Below are 25,188 nucleotides of genomic sequence, written 5' to 3'. Positions count from 1 at the left end.
TCCGTGGCACGATACAGCCATGGAACAGCCGACCTTCACGCCGCCGTACCAGCCCATCGCCCTCAACGGGACGGAGGAGGGCGCCGAGTCGCGCCGATCGTTGCGCAAGGCGGTGACGATGCGCGCGCACCTGCGCGATCGCGGACAGACCCGGTTCGAAATCGACGTGACCGACCTGTCGCTGATGGGGTTCCGCGCCGAAACGTCCTTCACGCTATGGCCGGGCACGATCGTGTGGCTGACGCTGCCGGGGCTGGCCGGTCTGGAGGCCGTGGTCGCGTGGCGGGACAAGACGCAATACGGCTGCGCCTTCGCCAAGCCGCTGCACCCGGCGGTGTTCGACCACATCATCGCGCTCAGCCAGCGATAGGCGCTGACGCCGGTAAAGCCGTCGTCCGTAGCGTCACGCTGTGCACGCCCGCTGGCCGTGTCAGGCGCTACGCGTCGCGCATTGGCGCGGGCGTGGCCGCGCCTGCGCCCGTCAGTCGAACAGCGACGACACGCTCGTTTCGTCGGCGATCCGCTTGATCGCCTCGCCCAGCAGCGGCGCGATCGGCAGGTGGCGGATCTTCGACGTCGCGCCGATCGATTCGTGATTGCCGATCGAATCGGTGATGACGAGTTCGGTCAGCACCGATCCCTCGACGCGCGCGACCGCACCGCCCGACAGGACGCCGTGCGTGACATAGGCGACGACATCCTCCGCCCCCGCCTGCCGCAGCGCCGCCGCGGCGTTACACAGCGTGCCGGCGGAATCGACGATATCGTCGACCAGGATGCAGAAGCGCCCTTCGACGTCGCCGATGATGTTCATCACCTCCGATTCGCCGGCGCGCTCGCGGCGCTTGTCGACGATCGCGAGCGGCGCGTTGTCGAGTCGCTTGGCGAGCTGGCGCGCGCGCACGACGCCGCCGACGTCGGGCGAGACGACCATCAGATTGCGGCCCTTGAAGCGCGCGTGGATGTCCGCGCTCATCACCGGCGCGGCATAGAGATTGTCGGTCGGGATATCGAAGAAGCCCTGGATCTGCCCGGCGTGCAGATCGACCGACAGCACGCGATCGGCGCCGGCGACGGTGACCAGATTGGCGACGAGCTTGGCCGAAATGGGCGTGCGCGGCCCCGGTTTCCGGTCCTGGCGCGCATAGCCCATATAGGGGATGACCGCCGTGATGCGCTTGGCCGAGGCGCGCTTCAGCGCATCGATGATGATCAGCAGCTCCATCAGATTGTCGTTCGCCGGGAAACCGGTCGACTGGAGCACGAACACGTCCTCGCCGCGCACGTTTTCCTGGATTTCGACGAAGATCTCCTCGTCGGCGAACCGGCGGACCAGCGCGTCGGTCAGCGGGCTTTCGAGATAGTTCGCGATCGCCTGCGCGAGCGGAAGGTTCGAATTGCCGGTGATCAGTTTCATGCGCTGGGCTCCCTTGTGCCGCCCTTTATCGTCGATGGCGCCTTTCGCAAACCGCTTCGCTTCGCCCGCCCGCGGCGGTAGGAGCGCGAGCATGACCGTCATCACCCGCTTCGCGCCCTCTCCCACCGGCATGCTCCACGTCGGCAATATCCGGGCGGGGCTGCACAATTGGATGTTCGCGCGGGGGCAGCGCGGGCGGTTCGTGCTGCGCATCGACGACACCGATGCAGAGCGGTCGGAGGAGCGGTTCGTCGACGGCATCCGCGCCGATCTCGCCTGGCTGGGCCTGACGCCCGATGCCGAGGTGCGCCAGTCGGAGCGATTCGCGCTGTATCAGGCGCGGTTCGACGCACTGGTCGCGGCGGGGCGCATTTATCCGGCCTATGAGAGCGCACAGGAGCTGGACCTGAAGCGCAAGATCCTGCTCGGGCGCGGCCTGCCACCGGTCTACGATCGCGCGGCGCTGACGCTGAGTGATGCGCAAAAGGCGCAGTTTGAGGCGGATGGCGTCGCGCCGCACTGGCGGTTCAAGCTGGATCATGACGCACCGATCCATTGGGACGATCTGATCCGCGGGGCCCAAAGCTTCGATGCGAAGACGATGAGCGATCCCGTCGTGCGCCGCGCCGATGGATCGTGGCTGTATATGCTGCCATCGGCGATCGACGATGCCGATCTGGGCATCACCCATGTCGTGCGCGGCGAAGACCATGTGTCCAACACCGCACTGCAATTGCAGATGTTCGATGCGATGGGCGTCACGCCACCCGCCTTCGCGCACGAAGCGCTGCTGACCGGCGCCGAGGGCAAATTGTCCAAGCGTCTGGGATCGCTGGGCGTCGCGCATTTCCGCGACGCGGGCGTCGAGCCGCAGGCGGTCGTCGCGCTGCTCGCGCGGATCGGGACGAGCGATCCGGTCGAGCCGATGGTCGATCCCGCACCGCTGATCGCCGCGTTCGACTTCGCCCGCTTCGGCCGCGCGCCGGCGCGATTCGACGAGGCGGAGCTGGCGCAGGTGAATGCGCGGATCGTCCACCAGCTGACCTATGACGCGGTCGCCGATCGGCTGCCCGACGGCATGGGCGCGGCGGAATGGGACGCGGTGCGGCCGAACCTGTCGCGCGTCGCCGAGGCGGCGGACTGGTGGCAGGTAATTGAGGGGCCGATCGCCGCGCCGATGCAGGATGACGAGGCGCGTGCCTATCTCGCCGACGCGGCGGCGGTCGCAGAGGGTCTGGACTGGCGTGATGACGCCTGGGCGGCGCTGACGACAGCGCTCAAGACGGCGACGGGTCGCAAGGGCAAGGCGCTGTTTCTACCGCTGCGTCAGGCGTTGACCGGGCTGGACCACGGCCCCGACATGGCGGCGCTGTTGCCGCTTATCGGGCAGGTGCGCGCCGTCGCGCGCCTGCGGGACGCATCGCAAGCGGCTGGATAAGATCGGGCGCGCGTCTCGGGCGCGCCAAAGATTGCCGTTCGGACGGGTAAATCGCGCGCGCTGGCGTCCCGCTCAGGCGTGAGCCCTTTCTCCCCTGCCCGCCTGCCTCTCCGCCGCTGAGCGGCATCGCCCAACCCCTTGACGACACTATGTTATGGTGTAACGTTTCATGTCTGAGCGGCGTCGCCCCGGTCGAGGGCGACCCGACAGAGAGGAGACGGACGATGTATGCAGATCGCTACGCCAAGCCGACCCGTTTCAACCCCGGCGGCCTGACCGCCGCCATCGCGATCAACGCCGCGCTGGTCGCGGCGCTGATGTTCGCGGGGCCGAAGATCCTGCCCGAGGGGCCCGACCATGTGCTGGTCATCGGCAATATCCCGCTCGACCCGCCACCTCCGCCGCCAATGCCAGAGGTAAAGCCAGCCGAAACGGCGCCGCATCATGCGACCGAGACGATCCTCACACCCGTGCCGGAAATCACGGTGCCGACCAATCCGACCGACCTCGCCCTAACGACGATCCCGACGCCACCGGCACCGACCAAGATCATCGGCACCGATCCTGGGCCGGCGGTCGAGGCACCGGCACCGCCCGCGCCACTGCCGTTTGTCGGCCCCAGCATCGATTCGCGCTACGCCGACGCCTTCCAGCCGGATTATCCCGCGGTCGAACGCCGCGCCAATCGCGATGGGCGCGTGACGGTGCGCGTGCTGGTCGGCGTAGACGGGCGCGTGAAGCAGATCGAACAGGTCAACGCGACCAGTGATGCCTTCTGGCGTACGACGCAGGAACGGGCGCTGAAGGCGTGGCGCTTCAAGCCGGCGACACGCGGCAACGTGCCGGTCGAGGCGTGGCGGACGATGACGCTGACGTTCCGCATGGAGGATGCCGGGTAAAACCGCATAGCGGTGACGCGTCCGTCCGGGACGCGTCACCCCAAAGCGGACCAAAGCCTTTCCCGGCTTCTGCCAGTCGCTAACGCTGGAAAACCCCGGCCTCCGCCGAAATGACGCCCACCCCGTGTCGCTGAAGACGGGTTACGACCGACGCGGCTTGACGTCCGCCTTTGCGATCTGCGCGCCCGACGTACGGCATTGCGCGCCGATCATCGGATAGGGCACGTCCGTGTTGCGCGCGAGCTGATCAGGCAGTGCCGCCCGGCATTGCGCCATCGACTGATAGTGGATCGGGACGACCCGAGCCTCGGTGCATTGGACGTTGCCGTCGCCGCAGCCCATGATCGCCATCACGTAGAACAACGGTTCCATGATGCCCTCGCTTGTCAACTGGTAAAATTCGCGAGGGCGCTAGTATGTTCCGCGCCGCGCTTTCTTCGCCGGGGCGCCGTGCCTACATAAGCGGCAATGCCGCCCACCGATCCGACCAGCCAGACCCGCGCCGACCAGCCGTTGCTGCCGACGCTGCGCCGTTTCCTCCCCTATCTGTGGCCTGCGGGTGAAACGGGGCTGAAGGCGCGCATCGTCACCGCGATGCTGCTCGTCGTCGCGAGCAAGATCGTTCAGGTCTTCGGCGCGGCCTATACGTTGAAATATGCGGTCGACCGAATGAGCGTCGGCGACCGAAGCCTCGTCACGATCGTCGTGCTGCTGGTGGTCGGCTATGCCGCCTCGCGCTTTTCGACGACGCTGTTCGACAATCTGCGTAACGCGGTGTTCGAACGCGTCGGGCAGGATGCGACGCGGCGACTGGCGGCGAGCGTCTTCCGTCACCTGCACGGCCTGTCGCTGCGCTTCCATCTGGAACGGCGCACCGGCGCCGTCACCAAGGTGGTCGAACGCGGCACCAAGAGCATCGATACGATGCTGTATTTCCTGCTGTTCAACATCGCGCCGACGGTGCTGGAGCTGGCCATGGTGTTGACGATCTTCTGGACCAGCTTCGGCTGGCCGCTGGTCGCCGCGACGGTGGCGATGGTCGCGATCTATATCGTCTTCACGCAGAAGGTGACCGACTGGCGCAACGCGTTGCGGGCGCAGATGAATGATCTCGACACCGGCGCGGTCGCGCATGCGGTCGATTCGCTGCTGAATTTCGAGACGGTCAAATATTTCGGGGCCGAGGAGCGTGAAGCGAAGCGCTACGACGCGGCGATCAGCGCCTATGCCGCCGCGGCGACCAAGTCGGAAAACAGCCTCGCATGGCTCAACGTCGGGCAGGCGCTGATCACCAACGCGATGCTCGGCGGCGGCATGGCCTATGTCGCCTGGGGGTGGAGCCAGGGGCGGTTTTCAGCGGGCGACGTGGTGTTCGTCTCGACCCTGCTGTCGCAGCTGTTCCGGCCGCTCGACCTACTCGGCATGGTCTATCGCACGATCCGCCAGGGCGTAATCGATATGGCAAGCATGTTCGCGCTGATCGACACGCCCGCCGAGGTTGTCGACGCACCGAACGCCGCGCCGCTGGTGGTGGATCGCGGGCGCGTGCGGTTCGAGGACGTGCATTTCGGCTATGATGCCGATCGCGAAATCCTGAAGGGCCTCGACCTCGACATTCCGGCGGGCACGACGCTGGCGGTGGTGGGGCCATCGGGCGCGGGCAAGTCGACGCTCGCGCGGCTGATGTACCGCTTTTACGATGTCGACGCAGGCGCGATCACGATCGACGGCCAGGACGTGCGCACCGTGACGCAAGCCTCCCTGCGCACCGCGATCGGCATCGTGCCGCAGGACACCGTGCTGTTCAACGACACGATCGGCTACAACATCGGCTATGGCCGCGAAGGCGCGTCGGACGCGGAGATCGCCCAGGCCGCGTCGGGTGCGGCGATCGCCGGCTTCATCGAACGCCAGCCCGATGGCTTCGCGACCCGCGTGGGCGAGCGCGGACTGAAGCTGTCGGGCGGCGAGAAGCAGCGCGTCGCGATCGCGCGCACGCTGCTGAAGAACCCGCCGATCCTGATATTGGACGAAGCGACCAGCGCGCTCGACAGCCGCACCGAGGCGGAGATCCTCGACACGCTGAAGGCGATCGAGCGCGGTCGCACCACGATCGTCATCGCGCATCGCCTGTCGACGGTGGTGCATGCCGACCAGATCGTCGTCCTCGACGGCGGCCGGGTGGCGGAGCGCGGCACGCACGCGGAACTGTTGAAGCGCGGCGGCCTCTACGCCGAAATGTGGGCACGCCAGGCCCAGGAGCGCGACGACGAGGATGTCGCGGGCGCCGGTGAGGGTGCGTTGGCGGCGGAGTGATCAGGCGCAGGTCAGGCGAATCACCTTGGCCGGCTTATCGAACACGATCGACGAACAGTGCGCAAGCGTATCGGCGCCCAGCGACAGGCGATCGCGGTTGGGGTCGTGCTTGCCCTTGGCCGTGACGACGATCTCATTGGGATCGGCCTTGGTCCCTGCCTCGGCGATGTCCGATGCATTACCGTTGTCCATGGTCCGCACCCCGAGCGTATGCAGCGACAGTGGCCCGACGCCGAGCGCGCGCGCCAGTGTCAGCGTACGGATCGGGCGCTTGATGCCGAAAGCAATCTCCTGCTGTCCGGCCACGCCGGAGATCGTCCCGTCGAAGGCCGAGGCCAACCGCACTGCGGCCCCCGCGGTGGCGAGGGTGCGGGGATGGTGCGGATCGAAACGCACCCGCAGCGGCTGGCCCCCGACCTCGATCAGCGCGAAGCGTTCGGCCCAGCCAGCCATCAGCCCACCCTGATCGACCATCGGCAGCGCGACGGTGCGCTCGCCGGGGATCGACGGACGCAGCGCGAAGCGAATGACCGGAGCCTCCAGCCCACCAGGCCCCATCACACCATCTAAACCCTCGGCATACGCCTTGGGCGCGAAGGAGATGCGGCGCTTTAGGATCGTGCCAGCAAGGTCGAGCTTTGCGACACCGGTCTTTCCCGCGATATGGACCGGCCCGACGCCATAGAGCGTGCCGAACATGCCGGATTTGACATGCGCGCGCGTTGCGATCTCGTCGGTCACGAGCGGCATCGCCGTCGTGCCGGGATCGATCCGCAGGCGTAAGCCCACGCCGTTCAACCGCGCCGCGACCACGCCGTCAGCGGGCACGACATATTCTCGCGGCGCTGGCGCCGCACCGATCAGCAGCAGCGCCGTCGTCACCGTCATCGTCCTGCGCATCGCCTGTTCCCTCCCGCCGTGGCCACAAGCAAGAGACAGGGCGATCGTGTCGTTTCGGTGGCGGATCGAAGGCCGGAGCCAGCCTGTTTTGCGTCGCTGGCCAGGATGCGACGGGTGGCGCCTGCGCCGGGTCCCGCCTACATGGGCCGGTAATGCGTCCCGATCCCCTGCCTACCCTGTCCCGCGTCTTCGGCTTTGCGGGGTTCCGCGGCGTGCAGGAAGAGGTGGTGTCGCGGGTGCTGGCCGGCGAGCGGACGCTGGGGGTGATGCCCACGGGCGCGGGTAAGTCGCTGTGCTACCAGCTGCCGTCGGTGATGCTGGAGGGGACGTGCGTCGTCGTCTCGCCGCTCATCGCGCTGATGCACGACCAGCTGCGTGCCGCCGAAGCGGTGGGCATTCGCGCGGGCACGCTGACCAGCGCCGACCAGAATCGTGGCGAGACGATCGCGCGGTTCAAGGCTGGCGAACTCGACCTGCTCTATATCGCGCCCGAACGCGCCTCGACCGGGCATTTCCGCGAGCTCCTGGGCAGCGCGAAGCTCAGCCTGTTCGCGATCGACGAGGCGCATTGCGTCAGCGAGTGGGGGCATGATTTCCGCCCCGATTATCGCCTGCTTGCACCGCTGATGGACGCGTTCCCGGACGTGCCGCGACTGGCGCTGACCGCGACGGCGGACGCGCATACCCGCGCCGATATCCTCGCGCAGCTCGGCATTCCGCAGGATGGGCTGATCGTGTCGGGCTTCGACCGGCCCAATATCCGCTATGCGATTACCCCCAAGGCGAACACGACCAAGCAGATCGCCGACGTGATCGCAGGCACGCCCGGCCCCGGCATTGTTTATGCGCAAACCCGCGCGGCAACCGAAAAACTGGCGGAGGCGCTTGCCCGCACCGGCCGGCCGACCCGCGCCTATCATGCGGGGCTGGAGCAGCATATCCGCGCGAAAAACCAGGCGGATTTCGTCGCGAGCGAAGACATGGTGATCTGCGCCACGGTCGCGTTCGGCATGGGTATCGACAAGCCCGACGTCCGCTTCGTCGCGCATGCCGGCCTGCCGAAATCGATCGAGGCCTATTATCAGGAAACCGGCCGTGCAGGACGCGACGGCGATCCAGCGGTCGCGCATCTGTTCTGGGGTGCGGAGGATTTCGCGCGCGCGCGCCAGCGGATCGGCGAGATCGAGCCTGAGCGGCAGGCCGGCGAACGGACGCGGCTGGCCGCGCTGGGGGCGCTGGTCGAGACGGCGGGCTGCCGGCGTCGCATCCTGCTGAAGCATTTCGGCGAAGACCTCGTTGAAGACTGCGGCAATTGCGACAATTGCCTGGGGTCCCCCGATGCGGTCGATGCGACGACGGTCGCGCAGAAGTTCCTGTCCGCCGTCTTCCGCACCGGCCAACTGTTCGGCGCGGGCTATATCGAGCAGGTGCTGCTGGGCCAGTCGACCGACCGCAGCGTCGATCGCGGGCATGAGGCGCTGTCGGTCTGGGGCATCGTAGCGGGCGAGGAGGCGGCGCTGGTCAAGCCGGTGGCGCGCGCGCTGCTGCTGCGCGATGCCTTGCGTACGAATGCCCATGGCGGGTTGGAGTTCGGCCCCGGTGCGCGGCCGATCCTGAAGGAGGGCGCGCGGGTGATGCTGGTGCTGCCGCCCAAGCGGGTCCGCGGCAAGAAGCGCGATGCTGGCATCGCGATCAACCCGGCCGACAATCCGCTATTCGAGGCGCTGCGGACCTGCCGCCGCGATCTGGCCAAGGAGGCCGGCGTGCCGCCCTATGTCATCTTCCATGATTCGGTGCTGCGCGAGATGGCGGCGCAGCGGCCGACGAGCCGCTCGGCACTGATGCACCTGTCCGGCATCGGCGCGCGGAAGCTGGAGGCGTATGGGGATGCGTTTCTGGAGGTGATCCGCGCGGCGGATTAGCGGCGAGCCAAGTCCCCCGTTCGCCCTGAGCCTGTTGAAGGGCAGGCTACCCCGAGCGGCGTCGCGCGTGGGGACGCCTGTGCTTCGACAGGCTCAGCACGAACGGTGGTTGTGGACCGGGCGATCGCTGCACTAAAATCCTGTCGGACCGCGACCAAAACGGCTGACGCGGCTCGGTTGATCGCGTAACGGGACCGGATGGCCGATATCCGCACGATCAACGAATCCATCAGCGTCGCCCCCCAGATCACGCCCGAGGACATGGCGGCGATCAAGGCGGCGGGCTTTGTGGGCATCGTCAACAACCGCCCCGACGAGGAGGAAGCGGGCCAGCCGGCGGGCGAGGCGATCCGCGCCGCGGCAGAGGCGGCGGGCCTGACCTATGTCGCGATCCCGATCACGCATGCCGGCTTCTCGCACCCGCAGATCGACGCGATGACGCAGGCGCTGGTCGGCGCAGACGGGCCCATGCTCGCCTATTGCCGGTCGGGGACGCGCAGCTGCAACCTGTGGGCGCTTGCCGCGGCGAAGGCGGGGCGCAACCCCGAACTGCTCGTCGCCCAGGCGCGGGCCGCCGGCTACGATCTGTCGGGTATGCGCCCGACGCTGGACGCGCTCGCCGGCGGGCAGTGATCCGGCCATGCGCTTCGATGAGACGGCGATCGGGATCGCGCTGATCGCGGGCCTAATGGTGCTGCTGGTCGTCGGCGGCATCGTCTGGGCGGTGCGCCGCGGACGCGTCGGCCGGATCGAGTCGCCCGAGGAGGCCGCCGCGGCGGCGGACGAGGCGCTTGGGGGCTTCGAAACGTTGGGTGCGGTGGTCGGCGCGGATGGCGTGAGCGCGCTGGCGGTCGACCGCGCGGGCCGCGTCGCGGTGATGCGCCGCTATGGCAAAAGGATCACGGTGTGCGAGATCGCCTGGCTCGCGCTGCGGTCGACGGTCGAAGGGATCGAGATCGACAGCGGCGACCGGCGCATGGGCCGGGTGCTGATCGCGGGCGTCGATGCGCTCGACGTGCGGCGCTTGGCGCCGGCGGACCTCAAGAAGATGATCGGCTGAAGCCGGTATCCCTCCCCCGGCGCGACCGGAGGAGGGACCGGCGGATTAGGCGTCCTGCTTTTCCAGCGCGGGATAGTCGGTGTAGCCCTCGCGGCCCTTGCTATACCAGGTCTTCGGGTCGTCCTGGTTGAGCGACGCGCCCTGGCGCAGGCGTTCGACCAGATCGGGGTTGGCGATATATTTGCGACCGAAGGCGATCGCATCCGCGACACCCGAATCCAGATCGGCCTGTGCGCTGGCGCCGTCATAATCCTGGTTCAGCACCAGTGGCCCCTTGAAGACCTTGCGGATTTCGGGGCTGAGCTTGGGCACGTCGCTCTTGCCGAAGGTGCCGTCGGGGCCCTGTTCGCGCAGTTCGAGGAAGGCGATGCCGAGCGCGTCGAGCGCCGCGGCGGCGGGCACGAAGACGCTGGCGGGGTCGCTGTCGTCGGCGCCCTGCGTTTCACCGTTGGGCGACAGGCGGATGCCGGTGCGGCCCGCACCGATCGCATCGGCGACGCGTGCCACCGATTCGCGCATGAAGCGGATGCGGTTTTCCGGGCTGCCGCCGTAATCATCGTCGCGATGGTTGGTGCCGTCACGCAGGAACTGGTCGATCAGATAGCCATTGGCGCCGTGCAGCTGCACGCCATCGAATCCGGCACGGATCGCGTTGCGCGCGGCGGTCGCGTAATCGTCCTGCACGCGGGCGATATCGTCGAGCGTCGCGGCGCGCGCCTCGCCATAGGGGTTCGGCTCCTTGTGATAGGGCGCGCGCGTCGCCGAGGACGACAGCGGCGTCATGCCGATCACGTCGGGGCGCGACAGGCGGCCCATGTGCCAGATCTGCGCGACGATCTTGCCGCCCGCCTCATGCACCGCCGCGGTCACCGGCTTCCACGCCTCGACCTGCTCGTCGGTCCACAGGCCCGGCGCGTTGGGCCAGCCCAGCCCTTCCTGGCTGATGCCGGTGCCTTCGGTGATGATGAGGCCGGCGCTGGCGCGCTGGCGGTAATAGTCGATCATGATCTCGGTCGGCACATGGCCGTCGGTCGAGCGGCCGCGGGTCAGCGGCGACATGAAGATGCGGTTGGCGGCGTGGATATCGCCCAGCTGGATGGGGTCGAAAAGGCTCGGCATGGATGCTCCGTTAGTGGCCTGACGCGGGGAAGATAGGACGCTACAGGGCGGCATGCATCGGCCGGACCCCACAAGAAAAACTGTGCCTGCGCCAACGGTTCCGGTTGCCGCTACGGACACCGCGCCTGCGCTGGGCTTCGTCGCGCTGATCCTGGCGAATATCGCGCTCGCATTCGGGCCGTGGTTCGTGCGGTTGGCCGATGTTGGGCCGGTGGCGGCGGGGTTCTGGCGGATCACGCTGGCGATCCCCTTCCTCGCCGCACTGTCGCTGGCGGCAGGCGCGCGGCCGGTGCGGATGCCGGGCGGACTGTGGCTGCTGATCGCCGTCGGCGGCGTCGCCTTCGCCGCCGATCTGGCGAGCTGGCACCTTGGCATCGTGCGCACGACGATGGCCAATGCGACGCTGTTCGGCAATTCGGCGATCCTGATCTATCCGCTGTACGGGTTTCTGGTCGCGCGCGCCTGGCCGTCGCGGGGACAGGGGATCGCGCTGCTGCTCGCGGCGGTCGGTGCCGGGCTGTTGATGGGCCGGTCGTACCAGGTCGATCCGCGCAACCTGGCGGGCGATCTGCTCTGCATCGTCGCCGGCATCCTCTACACCGTCTATTTCATCATGATGGCCAAGGTGCGCGAAAGGATGCGACCGCTGCCTGCGCTGACGCTGGCGAGCTGCGCGACCGCGCTGCCGCTGCTCGTGTTCGCGGTGTTGCTCGGCGAGCGCGTGTGGCCGGGGCATTGGAGCGCGCTGCTCGGCCTCGCCCTCGTCAGCCAGGTCTTCGGGCAGGGCTGCATGATCTACGCATTGGGCCGCATGTCACCGCTGATCGTCGGCATCGCGCTGCTGATCCAGCCGATCGTCGCCGGCGCTGTGGGCTGGATCGCCTATGGCGAGCGGTTGCAGGGAGCCGATTGGATCGGCGTGGCGTTGGTCGCGGTGGCGCTGGTATTGGTACGCCGCGCCGAGGTTGCACCGACGCGCGCGCGGGCGCAGGAGATGGCGGCATGACCCAGGATACGATCGACACCAGCGACCTGACGCTCGACGAGATTCGCGTGTCGCTCGCCCCCGGCATCGCCGCCAACGCCGCGTTCGACGGCTGGGGCGACGCCGCGCGCGATATGGCGGCCGAGGCGGCGGGGATCGACCGCGACGTCGCGCGACTCGCCTTTTCCGGCGGTGCGGTCGATATGATCGATGCCTGGTTCGCGCACATCGATGCGGCGATGGCGCAGGCGCTCCCGCCCGAACGCCTTGCGACGATGAAGATCCGCGAACGCATCGCCGGGCTGGTCGAGTCGCGGCTCGACGCTTTGGCCCCCGATCGCGAGGCGCTGCGCCGCGCGCTGACCATCCTCGCCATGCCGCAGAATGTCGCGCGCGCGGCGAAGCTCGGCTGGCGCAGCGTCGATACGATGTGGCGCATGGCCGGCGATACCGCAACAGACTATAATCACTACACGAAGCGGACGATCCTACTCGGCGTCTATACCGCGACGATCACGGTGTTTCTGGACGACGACAGCGAGGGGCAGGCCGACACGCGCGCGTTTCTGTCGCGGCGGATCGACGGGATCATGCGGTTCGAGAAGGCCAAGGCGGGGTTCGTCAAGCGCTACGAGCACCGGCCCAGCCTGTCGCGCTTCGTCGGGCGGCTGCGCTATCCGGTGGTGTGAGCACTACGCCACCCCGGACCTGGTCCGGGGGACGGACTGCATGCCGCGCGCCACGTCGCATCCCGATAGGTCGGAGACGCACCCTTTACTCGCCACTGCGTAAATGATAATCACTCGCAGCATGGATATGTCGCGTACGCCATCCCTCGATCTCGTCTCGCTGCCCCGGCGTCAGCCGGCGACGGTGGCGGGGATCGACTGGGCGCGACTCGCCGCGCCCGAGGCGCGGCGGTTGCGCGAACTGGGTTTCGATGAGGGCGTGTCGGTGGAGGTGCTGCACCGCGCCTCGCTGGGCAACGGCCCGATCGCCTGCCGGATCGGGCGGATGACCGTCGCGCTGCGCCGCGCGGTCGCGGGAGCCGTCCACGTCGCGCTGCCGGCCGGCGCCGAATAAGCCGACGCAGACCGTGCATGCAGCCCCGCTGGTGGCGCTGGTCGGCAATCCCAATGCCGGCAAGAGCGCGCTGTTCAACGCGCTGACGGGCGCGCGGCAGAAGGTCGGCAATTATCCCGGCGTCACCGTCGAGCGGCATTCGGGCCGGCTGGTGCTGGACGATGGTCGCCCGGTCGAGCTGATCGACCTGCCCGGCGCCTATAGCCTCGAACCCTCCAGTCCCGACGAACGCGTGACGCGCGACGTCGTCACCGGCGCGAGCAGCCTGGAACGCCTGCCCGACGCGCTGGTCGTGGTGGTCGACGCGGCCAATCTCGACAACCATCTGCGATTCACTTTGCAGCTGATCGCGCTCGGCCTGCCGGTGGTCGTCGCGCTCAACATGGTCGATCTTGCCGAACGTGACGGGCTGACGCTCGACGCGGCGGTGCTGGAGCGCGAGCTGGGCGTGCCGGTGATCGCGACCGTCGCGGTGCGCAAGCGCGGGCTGGACGGCCTGCGGGCGGCGCTGGGATCGATCCTGGTCGGCGGCGCGGCGACGCGCCTGCGCCCCTCGGATGGCAGCATCGATGACGATATCGTGACGCTGCAACGCCGCGCGCGACAGATCGCCGCGGCGGCGACGGTGTCGGAGACGGCGGGACGACGCTGGGCGCACGCGCTCGACGCGGTGGCGCTGCACCCGGTCGCGGGGCCGCTGCTGCTGGTGACGATCCTGTTCGTGATGTTCCAGGCGGTGTTCACCTGGGCGTCCGTACCCGCCGACGCGATCGATGCGGGCTTCGGCGCGCTGCAGAATGCGATCAAGAGCGCGATGCCCGACGGCTTCGTCCGCTCGCTGCTGACCGACGGGCTGATCGCCGGCGTGGGCGCGGTGATCGTCTTCCTGCCGCAGATCCTGATCCTGTTCCTCTTCATCCTCGTGCTCGAATCGTCGGGCTATATGGTCCGGGCGGCGTTCCTGATGGACCGGTTGATGGCGACCGTCGGCCTGTCGGGACGCGCGTTCATTCCTCTGCTGTCGAGCTTCGCCTGCGCCGTTCCCGGCATCATGGCGACGCGCGTGATCGACGACGAGAAGGACCGGCTGACCACCATCCTCATCGCGCCGCTGATGACGTGCAGCGCACGCTGGCCGGTCTATACCCTCATCATCGGCGCGATGATCCCCAACACGCCGCTGCTGCCCTTCGTGCGGTTGCAGGGTGTGGTGATGTTCGGGCTGCTCATCACCGGCATCGCCGGCGCCTATGTCGCGGCGCTGATCCTGCGGCGTACCGTCACCAAAGGCGCCTCGTCGGGCTTCATGATGGAAATGCCCAAATATCAGATGCCGCGGATGCGCGACGTCGCGCTGGGGCTGTGGCAGCGCGCGGTGATCTTCCTGAAGCGCGCGGGCACGATCATCGCGGCGACGACCGTGGTGCTGTGGCTGCTGCTCAGCTTCCCCAAACCGCCCGAGGGCAGCGGGATCAGTCCGGTCGACTATTCGGTCGCCGGCCGGATCGGCCATGGCATCGAATATGTCGTCAAGCCGATCGGCTTCAACCGCGACATCGCACTGGCGCTGCTGCCGGCGATGGCGGCGCGTGAAGTCGCGGTGTCGGCGATCGGCACCGTCTATGCGATCGACGACAAGGACGGCAGCGGCACCGACCGCATCACCGACCAGATCCGCGGCCGCTGGACGCTGCCGACCGCGCTCGCGTTCCTGATGTGGTTCGTCTTCGCACCGCAGTGCATCAGCACGATCGCCGTGACCCGGCGCGAGACGAACGGGTGGAAGTGGCCGCTGTTCATGGTTGGCTATTTGTTCGCTGCGGCGTACATCATGGCCGGCATCACATACTGGTTGGCGGTATTCGCCGGTCTTTAGTGAGGCACGGCAGGGGTCCAACCTTGCTGAACTGCGTAGGACCCGGTCCTTCTGGCCAGAAGCGATTGTCCCTTCCACCGGACAACCTGCACTCGGGTCCTACGCCACCTTCTGGTATCCTCTTCTGCTCCACCGAGCAAATCGAACTATCATCGGAGTCGTCGTTTCGTGGCAGGCAGCGTCAACAAGGTCATTCTGGTCGGCAACCTGGGGCGCGACCCCGAAAGCCGCAGCTTCCAGAACGGCGGCAAGGTGGTCAACCTGCGCATCGCCACGTCCGAATCGTGGAAGGACCGCAACAGCGGCGAGCGCAAGGAAAAGACCGAATGGCATTCGGTCGCGATCTTCAACGAAGGCCTCGCCAACGTCGCCGAGCGATTCCTGCGCAAGGGGTCGAAGGTCTATATCGAGGGCCAGCTCCAGACCCGTAAGTGGCAGGACCAGAACGGTCAGGACAAATATTCGACCGAGATCGTGCTGCAGGGCTTCAACAGCGTGTTGACCATGCTCGACGGCCCCAATGGCGGCCAGGGCGGCGGCGGTGGCGGCCGTAGCGGTGGCGGCAACGACTGGGGCGGCGGCGACGACTTCGGTGGCGGGTCGAGCGGCAGCTACGGCGGCGGCAGCCGCGGCGGTTCGTCTGGTGGGGCATCCGGCGGCGGCCGTGGTGGCTTCGGCGGCGGGCAGAGTGGTGGTCCGGGCGGCGGCTTCGCCGACGATCTCGACGACGACGTGCCGTTCTGAGCCGTCGTTCAGCGATGACACCCGTCTGTGAACCGGCGAGCGAGACGCGCCGGGCCGAAGCTCTCGCCGCGCACGACCCGCAGTCGCTGCGCGACGATGCCGCGCTCAGCCGGATCACGGACTTTGCCGCGGCCCTGTGCGACGCGCCGATCGCGCTGATCAGCCTGGTCGAGGCGACGCGCCAGACCTTCCTGTCGCACACCGGCGTCGACATGACCGAAACGCCGCGCGACACGTCCTTCTGTGCGTTCGCCATGATGGAACACGGCATCACCGTGGTGCCGGACGCGACGCGCGATACGCGCTTTTCCGCCATGTCCCTGGTGACGGGTGAGGCGCACATCCGCTTCTATGCCGGCGCACCTCTGGTCGCCGACGACGGCGTGCCGCTGGGGTCGCTGTGCGTGCTCGACACCCGGCCACGGCCCGAGGGGCTGACCCCGCTGCAACGGCAAGGGCTGGAAACGCTGGCGGAGGCGGTGATGGCCCGGCTGCGCGACAGCCGCGATGCCGCCACGTGGCGCCGCACCGATCGCGACACGCGCCAACGCCTGTCCGACAGCGAGGATCGCTTCCGCACGCTGGCCGACACCATGCCGCAGATGGTGTGGTCGACGCTGCCCGACGGATTCCACGATTATTACAACGCGCGCTGGTACGAATTTACCGGCGTGCCGGACGGATCGACCGATGGCGAGGGATGGAACGACATGTTCCATCCCGACGATCAGGCCCGCGCATGGGAGATATGGCGCCACTCGCTGGAAACGGGCGCGCCGTATCAGATCGAATATCGCCTGCGCCATGCCGACGGCACCTATCGCTGGGTCCTGGGCCGAGCCCTGCCGATCCGCGACACGGACGGGCAGATCACGCGCTGGTTCGGCACCTGTACCGACATCCACGAACAGAAACTGGCGCTACACGAGCGCGAACTGATCAGCCAGGAACTGTCGCACCGGATCAAGAACATCTTCTCGGTGATCTCCGGCCTGATTTCGTTCGCGGCGCGCGCGCGACCCGAGTTCGCGCCGGCCGCCGCCGATCTGCGTGACCGGATCATCGCGCTGGGGCGCGCCCATGATTTCGTACGGCCACACAGCCCCAACTCGCGGCCCGCGATGCAGCAGAATTCGCTGCACGGCCTGCTCAGCGAGTTGTTCGAACCGTATCGGCGTGGGGACTATCAGCCGATCACGGTCAGCGGCGATGCGGTCACGATCGACGATCGCTCGGCCACCCCGCTCGCGCTGCTGTTCCACGAGCTCGCCACCAACGCGATGAAATATGGCGCCCTGTCGAGCGAGGACGGTGCCGTCGACGTCACCGTCGCGCGCGACGACGCGGACGTCGTGCTGTGCTGGAGCGAACGCGGCGGCCCCTCGGTCGCCGCGCCGGATGGGCCGCACGGTTTCGGCAGCCAACTGATCGAACTGTCCGCCGTGCGGCAGCTGGGCGGGGTGGTGACGCGCGAATGGAAGGCGGAAGGACTGGTCGTAACGGTCCGCGTGCCGATCGCGACGCTGAACCGCGCTTAGGCCTGACGGCTCGAATCGAGCAAAACGATATCGTCGTTGGCGGCGGGAGACCGCCCCTCCGCCGCGAGAGCCGCCGCAGCGAGGATCGCCGATTCACTGAACGGTTTGCGGATATAGCCCAGCGCGCAGTCTCGCCCGCAATCGATCTGTGCCGGATTGGCGGTGACGAAGACGACTTTCACGCCATAATCGCGCGCGATCTGTTCCGCGATACGCGGGCCGGTCGGCCCGTCGCGCAGGTTGACATCGACGAAGGCGAAGCCGCAACCCGGTGCCGCCTGCAACGCACTTTCCGCATCCGCGGCGATGCCGGCAACCTGATAGCCACCATCGACCAGGATACGCTCCAAGTCGAGGGCGACAAAAATCTCATCCTCGACGATTAGTGCGGTTTTGGTCATCATCCATCCTGGCTCGGAGGCGAGAAACCGCTTTCACATAGGTTTGTTCCGAACCGCACAGGTTTATGTCCGATACGGACGTGCGCCGTCAACGCCGCAACAGAAAAACCGCATGCTGTGCCAGCAGGTTGGCCGCTGCCGAACTGCGTTGTCGGTCACCCGACAGAAACCATGCCCCCTCCACGGTCACGCCGCGCGCTTTCAGAAAGGCGCGAAAGTCGTCGATCGTGACGTGATGGATGTTGGGGGTGTCATACCATTGTTCGGGCAATTGCCGCGTCACCGGCATCCGACCACCCCACAGCAGCGACAGGCGGATGCGCCATTGCGCGAAATTGGGGAAGCTGACGAAGGCGCGCCGGCCGATACGGAGCAGATGATCGAGCACGACGTCAGGTGCTCGCGCGGTCTGCAGCGTCTGGCTGAGGATCGCATAGTCGAAGCTGCGATCGGGATAGGCAGCGAGGTCGATATCAGCGTCGCCCTGGATCACCGACAGCCCGCGCCCCACCGCCGCCGCGACATTGCCCGCGTCGAGCTCCAGCCCGCGCGCGTCGCAGCCCCGCTGGTCGCGCAGCGCCGCCATCAGCGCGCCGTCGCCGCAGCCGATGTCGAGCACGCGCGATCCCTGCGCAACATGGCCGGCGATGACGGCGAGGTCGGGGCGCAGCGTCATGACGCCGTCTTCAACAGCGCGGCGGCCGCGGGCGACAGACGCTCCATGAAGCGATCGGGGCGGAGCAGCGCGTGGAAGCCGAGCGCCTCGTACACGCCATGTGCGTCAGCGGTGACAAGGCCAATGCGGCGGATGCCGGCAAAGGCGGGATGGTCGACGAACCAGCCGACCATACGCCGCCCCAGCCCCTGCCCCCGCGCCGCTTCGTCGATCCAGACATCGGCGATCCAGGCGAAGGTCGCGTGATCGGTGATCGCGCGGGCGAAACCCACCTGCTCGCCGCCAGCGTAGGCACCCAGGCAGTGCGAGCCGGCGATGGCGCGTTCGACCAACGCCCGGTCGATCCCCGGCGACCAATAGCTCGATGCGAGCCAGCCATGGATTCGCGCGACATCCAGGCGGCCCTTGTCGTCGTCGAGGTCGATCCCAAGGTCCATCATCGCCCGCCTTTCAGGAAACCGTCGATCACGCGGTTCATCTCCGGCGCGTCGAGCAGGAAGGCGTCGTGGCCATAGGGGCTGGACAGCTCGACAAAGCTGACCGGTGCGCCGGCAGCGTTGAGCGCGGCGACGATGTTGCGCGATTCCTGCGTCGGATACAGCCAGTCGGTATCGAAACTGACCAGGCAGAAGCGCGTCGCCGGCCCTCGAAAGGCGTTGGCGAGCAGGCCGCCATGTTCCTCAGCCAAATCGAAATAGTCGAGCGCGCGGGTGATGTAGAGGTAGCTGTTGGCGTCGAACCGGTCGACGAAGGCGAGGCCCTGATGGCGCAGATAGCTTTCGACCTGGAAATCGGCGTCGAAGCCGAAACTCTTGGCGCCGTCCTGCTTGCCCGGGCGCGCCTGCAACCGGCGGCCGAACTTTTCGGTGAGGCCGGCTTCGGACAGGTATGTGATGTGCGCGGCCATGCGCGCGACGGCGAGGCCGGCGGCGGGGGGATCGTCGTCATAATAATCGCCGCCGCGCCATTTGGGATCGGCCATGATCGCCTGGCGGCCGACTTCGTGGAAGGCGATATTCTGCGCAGAGTGGCGGGCGGTCGAGGCGATCACCACCGCCGCGGCGACGCGGTCCGGGAAGGTCGCCGCCCAGCTGAGCGCCTGCATGCCCCCCATCGAGCCGCCGACCACCGCCTTCAGCCGGGCGACGCCGAGATGGTCGAGCAGCATGGCCTGCGCACGCACCATGTCGCGGATGGTGATGACCGGGAAGGCCATGCCCCAGGGGCGCCCCGTGGCGGGATTGATGCTCGCCGGGCCGGACGAGCCCATGCAGCTGCCGATGACGTTCGAACATATGACGAAATCGCGCGCCGGATCGATCGGCTTGCCGGGGCCGACCAACCGCGTCCACCAGCCGGGCTTGCCGGTGCGCGGATGGGTGGAGGCGACGTACTGATCCATCGTCAACGCATGGCAGATCAGGATCGCGTTGCCGCCATCGGCATCGAGCGTGCCGTACGTTTCGTAGGCGATCTCGACCGGCGACAGCAACGTGCCGCCATCGAGGCGCAGTGGCCCCGGCAGCGTCGCCTGTCGCCCGCAGCCGAACCGCATATCCTCGCTCATGGGCGCATCGCTACGGCGGGGCGCGCGTGGAAGCAAGTTGTCAACGTCGCCGCCGCCCCGCTAAGGCTCGCGGCCATGTCGGACACCACAACCGCCCCCGCCCCGAAGCCCTGGATCCTGGGCATCGCCCCCTACATCCCCGGTCGCGCCACCAGTGAGGACGGCCGCAAGGTCGTCAAGCTGTCGTCGAACGAGAATCCGTTCGGTACGCCCGAGGGCGCGCGGGCGGCGTATCGCGACGCGGCGGGGCATCTGGAGCGTTATCCCGACGCCGCGGCGGTCGACCTGCGCGGCGCGCTTGCCAGCCATTACGGCGTCGAGGCGGAGCGACTGATCTATGGCACCGGGTCGGACGAGGTGTTGCACCTGGCCGCCGGCACCTTCGCCGGGCCGGGCGACGAGATCATCCACGTCCGCTACGGCTTTGCGGTGTACGAGATCGCGACGCGGCGCGTGGGCGCGACGCCGGTGATCGTCGCCGATCGCGACTATGCGACCGATGTCGACGCGATCCTGGCCGCCGTGACCGAGAAGACCAAGGTCGTGTTCGTCGCCAACCCGAACAATCCGACGGGCACCTATACCACCCGCGAGGAGATCGCGCGGCTCCACGCCGGGCTGCCCAAGTCGGTGCTGCTGGTACTCGACCAGGCCTATACCGAATATCTGGAGCCGGAGGACGACGACAGCGGGCTGGAGCTGGCACGCACGCAGTCCAACGTGCTGGTGACGCGCACCTTCTCGAAGATCTTCGGTCTCGCGTCCGAGCGGGTGGGCTGGGGCTATGCGTCGGCGGAGATCATCAATGCGATGCACCGCATCCGCGCGCCCTTCGCATTCAGCATCGGGGCGCAGGCCGCCGCGACCGCGGCGCTGAACGATGCGGCCTTCGTCGCGCACAGCCGCGAACACAATCGCCAGTGGCGCGGGTGGTTCAGCGAACAGGTCGACGCGCTGCCGGGCCTGCGCGCGGTGCCGAGCAAGGCCAATTTCGTGCTCGTGCTGTTCGAGGGCGGCCTCTCCGCCGAGGACGCGTACAAGGCGCTGATGGCGGCGGGCTATGCGACGCGCTGGCTGCCCGGCCAGGGACTGCCCCATGGCCTGCGCATCACGATCGGCACCGAAGAGGAAATGCGCGCGGTGGTCGACGTGCTGCGCGCCGAGGTGGAAAAGGCGGGCTGATGCTGCCTTTCGCACGCGTCACGATCATCGGGCTGGGGCTGATCGGCTCGTCGGTGGCGCGCGCGGTGCGGGCCACGATGCCGACGGTACGGATCACCGGTTACGACGCCTCGCCCGAGGTGCGCAGCATCGCGGAGCGGATCGAGCTCGCTGACGATATCGCCGACACGGCAGGCGCGGCAGTGATCGACGCCGACCTCGTGATGCTGTGCGTGCCGGTCGGCGCGATGGGTGCGGTCGCGGCGGAATTCGCCGACGACCTGCCCGCCGATGCGATCGTCAGCGACGTGGGCGGGTCGAAGGAGAGCGTGCTTGCCGCGTTGCGGGCCGTGTTGCCGGAGGCGACGATCGTGCCCGGTCATCCGGTCGCGGGCACCGAGCATAGCGGGCCCGAGGCGGGCTTTGCGACGCTGTTCCGCGGGCGCTGGTGCATCCTGACCCCCGAAGAGGGCACGGCAGAAGCGCCGACGCTGCGGCTGCGCGCGTTCTGGGAGGCGCTTGGCGCGCAGGTCGAGGTGATGACACCCAAGCATCACGACCTGGTGCTGGCGGTGACCAGCCATGTGCCGCACCTGATCGCCTATTCGATCGTCGGCACCGCGAGCGACCTGGAAGAGGTGACGCAGAGCGAGGTCATCAAATTTTCGGCGGGCGGCTTCCGCGACTTCACCCGCATCGCCGCGTCCGACCCGACGATGTGGCGCGACGTGTTCCTGAACAATCGCGAGGCGGTGCTGGAGATCCTGCAACGGCTGACCGAGGACGTGACGATGCTGCAACGCGCGATCCGCTGGGGCGACGGCGACCAGTTGTTCGACCTCTTCACCCGGACGCGGGCGATCCGCCGGTCGATCATCGAACAGGGGCAGGACGACGCCAAGCCGGACTTCGGGCGGAGCCACTGAGCGTTCCGCTTACGGCGACGTGGACACCATGAGCACCTGAACGGAAACGATCGAGACCTATCGTTTCAATTTCTGTCGGGATGAGACGGAGCTATCCCTCCGTCATTGCGAGCGTAGCGAAGCAATTCAGGGCGTCCTGGTCCGGCTCTGGATTGCTTCGCTACGCTAGCAATGACGAGTTGGGGGATGTAGCCGGCAACCCGATCCTACACGTCCAGCACGTTGATCGCCGTATGGACACGCGCCTCGATCTCGTCGCGGGGCAGGCCGGCAGGGATGACGTCGCCGATGCGGATCGTCACCACGCCCGGGCGCTTGGGCCCGTGCCGGGGCCAGACGCGGCCCGTGTCGAGCGCGATCGGCACGCACGGCATGGCCAGCGCCCGGTAGAGGCCGGCGAAACCCGATTGCAGCGGCGGCCGCTCACCCGGCGCGACGCGCGTGCCCTCCGGATAGATCAGGATCGAGCGGCCTTCCGCCTTCAGCGCCTTGGCATCGCGCATCATCGCGCGCAGCGCGCTCGCCGACGCCTCGCGATCGGCGACGATGCCGCCATATCGCAGCGCCGCCCAACCCCAGAAGGGGATGCGGCTGAGTTCGCGCTTGATGACCATCGCCGGGCCGCCGAGCAGCAATTGCAGCTCCAGCGTTTCGAACATCGCCTGGTGCTTGGCGGCGTAGAAGACGGGCCCTGCCGGGCGCTGCCCCTCTACGACGACGCGGATGCCCATGATGGTGCGATAGAGCAGCCGGTGCATGCGCGCCCAGACATGCGCATGCCGCATCACCGCGCGCCGGCCGAACAACGCAGAGATAGGCACCGCCAGCACGATCGGCACCGACAGGCCGTAGAAGAACAGCGAAAACAGCAACGTGCGCAGGCGGTTCATGCCCCGATCCCCAGCCACAGCGCGACGCGGCGCAGCAGCAGCTTGTTATATTCGTTGACGAGCGTGCCGAGCCGCGGCGTGCTGGGCACGCCATCCCCCATCACGATGACGCCCGGCCCCAGCACCGCCGCCAGTTCCATCCGCGCGCGCGGCACGTGCCAGTCGGAGGTGACGAGGCGGACGGTGCGATAGCCGTGGGTCTTGACCCAGGCGGCGGTTTCCTCGGCGTTCGAGCGCGTGTCGACGGCGTCGGCGCCCAGATCGATGCAGCAGGCAAAGAGCTTCGGCGAGGTGTGATAGGTGCGGGCGAGGTCGATCGGCCGCACCCCGGGCGCGACGCCGGTGACGAGCATCCGTCGCGCCTGCCTGGCCTGCAGCAGCGCGATGCCGCGATCGATCCGCCCCGCGCCGCCGGTCGGCACGACGATCGCGTCGGTGGTGTTGCCGGTGAGCGGCGGCGGCAGCAGCAGCATGAAAGCGGCAAAGCCCAGGCACCAGCCGAGCGCGGCGAACCCCATCAGCCGGACGATCATAGCAGGCGCCCCGTCACAGGATGCGCCTCAGCGCCGCCACGATCGTGACCCGCGCGATGACGGTCGCGAGCAGGACGAAGCCGACCGGCAGCAGGACCAGCAACGCCCAGTCGCTGAAGGACAATGTGATGCCGCTGAGCAATTGAGATCCCAGCGCCGCGACGCGCGTGGCGAGGAACAACAGCATGGCGAGCGCAGCGACGCTGCCCGCCACCCCGCCGATCGCCGCATCGAGCGCGAGGCGGCGCTGGAAGAGCCGCGCGACCTGCACGTCGGTGGCGCCGAGCATGTGCATCACCTCGATCGTCGCGCGATGCGTCTCCAGACCTGCGCGGGCCGCCAGGACGACGACCGCGCCGGTCGCCGCCAGCATCAGCGCCACGAGGCCGAGCGCAAGCCAGGTCAGCGTGTCGAGGAAGCTGCCGACCGGCGACATCCAGCGCTGGTGCCGGTCGATCCGCGCCGTCGCGCTGATATCGTGAACCGCTGCGACGATCCGGCCGGCGTCGGCGCCGTCGGCGAGGTCGACGTCGATCATCGCGGGTACGGGCAGATCGGGATCGGCGTCGCTGCGCCCCAGCCACGGTTCGAGCAGGCGCATCAGCTCGGCGCGCGGCACCGGCGTCGCGCGGCGCACGTCGGGCAGCGCGCGCAGCACGGCGAGGATCCGTGCGGCGACCGCGTCGCGCGCGACCGGGCTGCCATCGACCACCTGCACCGTCAGCCGCCCGGCGAGCTGGCGTTCGAGCGCCGTCGCCGACTGGCGCGTGCCGAGGCCGAGCGCGGCGGCGAGCAGGGTGAGGAACAGCATGATCGCCATCACCCCAGTCATCGCGCGAAAGCCGCCCGCCTCGTCCAACACGCGGCGGTCGGCGCGATTGGTGCCGCCCGCGCTCATGCCAGCCCCTTCAGCGTCGGGGGGTAGCGGAGCGAGCCGGTGGGATCGAGCAGCTGCCCCTTGTCGAGCCGCATCATCTGCGCGCCCGCGACGCGGCTGAGCAGGTGCAGGTCGTGCGTGGCAACGACGACGGTGGTGCCCAGTTTGTTGAGCGATTCGAACAGATGGATCAGGCGATCGGCCATGTCGGGATCGACGTTGCCGGTCGGTTCGTCCGCCACCAGCACTTCCGGGCGGCCGATCACCGCGCGGGCGATGGCGACGCGCTGCTGCTCGCCGCCCGACAGCGTCGCGGGCCGCGCGCCGGCACGGTCGGCCAGCCCGACCCAGGCGAGCATTTCGCGCACCGGTTGTTCGATATCGGCCTCCTCCACCCCGGCGACGCGCAGGGGCAGCGCGATATTGTCCCAGGCGGTCAGGTGCGGGACCAGCCGGAAATCCTGGAAGACGACGCCGATGCGGCGGCGAAATCCGGGCAGCCGCGCGCGCGGCATCGTCACCGCATCCTCGCCGAACAGGCGGATGATGCCGCGGCTGGGGCGCTGCGCCAGATACAGGAGCTTCAGCAGCGAGGTCTTGCCGGCGCCGCTTGCCCCGGTCAGGAAATAGAAGGCGCCGCTGGTCAGCGTGAAGCTGATATCGGACAGCGTTTCCTGCCCGGTGCCGTACCGCAGCCCAACATTTTCGAACTGCACGATATTTGCCATGCGCCTGGCCGCAACCGCTCCATCTAGGTGCCAAGGGCCGTCAGCGGCCGTGTTCGGTCAAGCCTTCGCATGGCGACGCCGCGGCTTCAAGCTTGCCACGCAGGCGGCGTACGTGCTTACAATCGCGGCTAT

The 25,188-nt window shown here is 68.1% G+C and carries 27 protein-coding genes; 15 read left to right on the top strand and 12 right to left on the bottom strand.

The genetic code is table 11. The features are described from left to right. The first annotated feature begins 19 nt into the window (after nt 1–19). Entirely contained in the window at nt 20–370 is a 351-nt protein-coding gene (locus ACP690_RS00825; protein WP_017980458.1) for a PilZ domain-containing protein, read from the top strand. A gap of 111 nt (nt 371–481) precedes the next feature. On the opposite strand, the gene ACP690_RS00820 is transcribed toward ACP690_RS00825, so the two are convergent. Continuing rightward, nucleotides 482–1,417: a ribose-phosphate pyrophosphokinase gene (locus tag ACP690_RS00820; RefSeq protein ID WP_024310320.1), complete on the bottom strand. Its 936-nt coding sequence runs from the start codon at nt 1,415–1,417 to the stop codon at nt 482–484. Between the two features lie 91 nt (nt 1,418–1,508). On the opposite strand from ACP690_RS00820, the gene ACP690_RS00815 reads away from it, so the two are divergent. Then, nucleotides 1,509–2,855 (top strand): glutamate--tRNA ligase, encoded by a 1,347-nt coding sequence (locus tag ACP690_RS00815; protein WP_426259852.1) that lies wholly within the window; start codon nt 1,509–1,511, stop codon nt 2,853–2,855. 224 nt (nt 2,856–3,079) lie between these two features. Further along, the gene (locus ACP690_RS00810) at nt 3,080–3,754 is read left to right on the top strand and encodes an energy transducer TonB (RefSeq protein ID WP_426259851.1); all 675 of its coding nucleotides are present in this window, start codon (nt 3,080–3,082) and stop codon (nt 3,752–3,754) included. A gap of 141 nt (nt 3,755–3,895) precedes the next feature. On the opposite strand, the gene ACP690_RS00805 is transcribed toward ACP690_RS00810, so the two are convergent. Next, the gene (locus ACP690_RS00805; protein ID WP_043061008.1) at nt 3,896–4,126 is read right to left on the bottom strand and encodes a hypothetical protein; all 231 of its coding nucleotides are present in this window, start codon (nt 4,124–4,126) and stop codon (nt 3,896–3,898) included. Between the two features lie 96 nt (nt 4,127–4,222). Between ACP690_RS00805 and ACP690_RS00800 the strand changes: the two genes are divergently transcribed. Then, on the top strand, nt 4,223–6,070 hold the full coding sequence (locus tag ACP690_RS00800; RefSeq protein WP_426259850.1) for an ABCB family ABC transporter ATP-binding protein/permease: 1,848 nt from the start codon (nt 4,223–4,225) through the stop codon (nt 6,068–6,070). On the opposite strand, the gene ACP690_RS00795 is transcribed toward ACP690_RS00800, so the two are convergent. Beyond that, on the bottom strand, nt 6,071–6,970 hold the full coding sequence (locus ACP690_RS00795) for a hypothetical protein (protein ID WP_426259849.1): 900 nt from the start codon (nt 6,968–6,970) through the stop codon (nt 6,071–6,073). It abuts the gene before it with no gap. Between the two features lie 152 nt (nt 6,971–7,122). Here ACP690_RS00795 and recQ point away from each other — a divergent pair, with 152 nt between their 5' ends. From recQ to ACP690_RS00780, 3 genes are all read left to right on the top strand, one after another. After that, entirely contained in the window at nt 7,123–8,892 is a 1,770-nt protein-coding gene (recQ, locus tag ACP690_RS00790) for a DNA helicase RecQ (protein ID WP_426259848.1), read from the top strand. Between the two features lie 198 nt (nt 8,893–9,090). Continuing rightward, nucleotides 9,091–9,525 (top strand): TIGR01244 family sulfur transferase, encoded by a 435-nt coding sequence (locus ACP690_RS00785; RefSeq protein ID WP_426259847.1) that lies wholly within the window; start codon nt 9,091–9,093, stop codon nt 9,523–9,525. 7 nt (nt 9,526–9,532) lie between these two features. Beyond that, nucleotides 9,533–9,952 (top strand): hypothetical protein, encoded by a 420-nt coding sequence (locus tag ACP690_RS00780; protein ID WP_426259846.1) that lies wholly within the window; start codon nt 9,533–9,535, stop codon nt 9,950–9,952. Nucleotides 9,953–9,997: 45 nt separating this feature from the next. Here the strand turns inward: ACP690_RS00780 and ACP690_RS00775 are convergent, their stop codons facing one another. Then, on the bottom strand, nt 9,998–11,071 hold the full coding sequence (locus tag ACP690_RS00775) for an alkene reductase (protein ID WP_426259845.1): 1,074 nt from the start codon (nt 11,069–11,071) through the stop codon (nt 9,998–10,000). A gap of 52 nt (nt 11,072–11,123) precedes the next feature. Here ACP690_RS00775 and ACP690_RS00770 point away from each other — a divergent pair, with 52 nt between their 5' ends. The 6 genes from ACP690_RS00770 to ACP690_RS00745 all read left to right on the top strand — a co-directional run bounded on the left by ACP690_RS00770 (nt 11,124) and on the right by ACP690_RS00745 (nt 17,297). Beyond that, nucleotides 11,124–12,077 carry a DMT family transporter gene (locus ACP690_RS00770; protein ID WP_426259844.1) on the top strand — a complete coding sequence of 318 codons (954 nt, stop codon included), beginning with the start codon at nt 11,124–11,126 and terminating at the stop codon, nt 12,075–12,077. Then, nucleotides 12,074–12,745: a COQ9 family protein gene (locus ACP690_RS00765; RefSeq protein WP_426255476.1), complete on the top strand. Its 672-nt coding sequence runs from the start codon at nt 12,074–12,076 to the stop codon at nt 12,743–12,745. Before ACP690_RS00770 ends, ACP690_RS00765 begins: the two co-directional genes overlap by 4 nt. A gap of 121 nt (nt 12,746–12,866) precedes the next feature. After that, entirely contained in the window at nt 12,867–13,139 is a 273-nt protein-coding gene (locus ACP690_RS00760) for a FeoA family protein (RefSeq protein WP_063686980.1), read from the top strand. A gap of 13 nt (nt 13,140–13,152) precedes the next feature. Next, nucleotides 13,153–15,015, top strand: a complete 1,863-nt coding sequence (gene feoB / locus ACP690_RS00755) for a ferrous iron transporter B (protein WP_426259843.1) — start codon at nt 13,153–13,155, stop codon at nt 15,013–15,015. A 168-nt stretch (nt 15,016–15,183) separates the two neighbouring features. Further along, nucleotides 15,184–15,759 (top strand): single-stranded DNA-binding protein, encoded by a 576-nt coding sequence (gene ssb / locus ACP690_RS00750; protein ID WP_017980474.1) that lies wholly within the window; start codon nt 15,184–15,186, stop codon nt 15,757–15,759. Between the two features lie 14 nt (nt 15,760–15,773). Beyond that, the gene (locus ACP690_RS00745) at nt 15,774–17,297 is read left to right on the top strand and encodes a sensor histidine kinase (RefSeq protein WP_426255473.1); all 1,524 of its coding nucleotides are present in this window, start codon (nt 15,774–15,776) and stop codon (nt 17,295–17,297) included. Here the strand turns inward: ACP690_RS00745 and ACP690_RS00740 are convergent. The 4 genes from ACP690_RS00740 to metX form a co-directional block, all read right to left on the bottom strand. Further along, nucleotides 17,294–17,701, bottom strand: coding sequence for a response regulator (locus ACP690_RS00740; RefSeq protein WP_017980476.1), 408 nt, complete (start codon nt 17,699–17,701; stop codon nt 17,294–17,296). The two genes, ACP690_RS00745 and ACP690_RS00740, sit on opposite strands and share 4 nt — an antisense overlap. A gap of 85 nt (nt 17,702–17,786) precedes the next feature. Next, nucleotides 17,787–18,374, bottom strand: a complete 588-nt coding sequence (gene metW / locus ACP690_RS00735) for a methionine biosynthesis protein MetW (protein ID WP_244057242.1) — start codon at nt 18,372–18,374, stop codon at nt 17,787–17,789. After that, nucleotides 18,371–18,811 carry a GNAT family N-acetyltransferase gene (locus tag ACP690_RS00730; RefSeq protein WP_426260014.1) on the bottom strand — a complete coding sequence of 147 codons (441 nt, stop codon included), beginning with the start codon at nt 18,809–18,811 and terminating at the stop codon, nt 18,371–18,373. Before ACP690_RS00730 ends, metW begins: the two co-directional genes overlap by 4 nt. Next, nucleotides 18,811–19,941, bottom strand: a complete 1,131-nt coding sequence (gene metX / locus ACP690_RS00725; RefSeq protein ID WP_426259842.1) for a homoserine O-acetyltransferase MetX — start codon at nt 19,939–19,941, stop codon at nt 18,811–18,813. Before metX ends, ACP690_RS00730 begins: the two co-directional genes overlap by 1 nt. Before the next feature lie 75 nt (nt 19,942–20,016). Between metX and hisC the strand changes: the two genes are divergently transcribed. Beyond that, entirely contained in the window at nt 20,017–21,123 is a 1,107-nt protein-coding gene (gene hisC / locus ACP690_RS00720; protein WP_426259841.1) for a histidinol-phosphate transaminase, read from the top strand. Next, complete coding sequence (locus ACP690_RS00715; protein WP_426259840.1) at nt 21,123–22,028, top strand: prephenate/arogenate dehydrogenase family protein; 906 nt, start codon at nt 21,123–21,125, stop codon at nt 22,026–22,028. Before hisC ends, ACP690_RS00715 begins: the two co-directional genes overlap by 1 nt. Before the next feature lie 206 nt (nt 22,029–22,234). Here ACP690_RS00715 and ACP690_RS00710 read toward each other — a convergent pair whose 3' ends face one another. From ACP690_RS00710 to ftsE, 4 genes are read right to left on the bottom strand one after another with little or no spacing between them, the layout of a single operon-like run. Further along, entirely contained in the window at nt 22,235–22,918 is a 684-nt protein-coding gene (locus ACP690_RS00710) for a lysophospholipid acyltransferase family protein (RefSeq protein WP_426259839.1), read from the bottom strand. Next, nucleotides 22,915–23,451 (bottom strand): YdcF family protein, encoded by a 537-nt coding sequence (locus tag ACP690_RS00705; protein ID WP_017980483.1) that lies wholly within the window; start codon nt 23,449–23,451, stop codon nt 22,915–22,917. The genes ACP690_RS00710 and ACP690_RS00705 overlap by 4 nt, the downstream gene beginning before the upstream one ends. A gap of 13 nt (nt 23,452–23,464) precedes the next feature. Then, complete coding sequence (locus ACP690_RS00700) at nt 23,465–24,349, bottom strand: cell division protein FtsX (RefSeq protein ID WP_426259838.1); 885 nt, start codon at nt 24,347–24,349, stop codon at nt 23,465–23,467. Further along, a complete protein-coding gene (gene ftsE / locus ACP690_RS00695; protein ID WP_426259837.1) occupies nt 24,346–25,056 on the bottom strand; it encodes a cell division ATP-binding protein FtsE in 711 nt (236 codons plus the stop codon). The genes ACP690_RS00700 and ftsE overlap by 4 nt, the downstream gene beginning before the upstream one ends. Nucleotides 25,057–25,188 lie beyond the last annotated feature (132 nt).

Source organism: Sphingomonas sp. DC4900, assembly GCF_049896485.1.
In the GTDB taxonomy this organism is placed as follows: domain Bacteria; phylum Pseudomonadota; class Alphaproteobacteria; order Sphingomonadales; family Sphingomonadaceae; genus Sphingomonas; species Sphingomonas aquatilis.
Note: the sequence above shows the minus strand (reverse complement) of the source record. Positions and strands in the feature narration are given on the sequence as shown.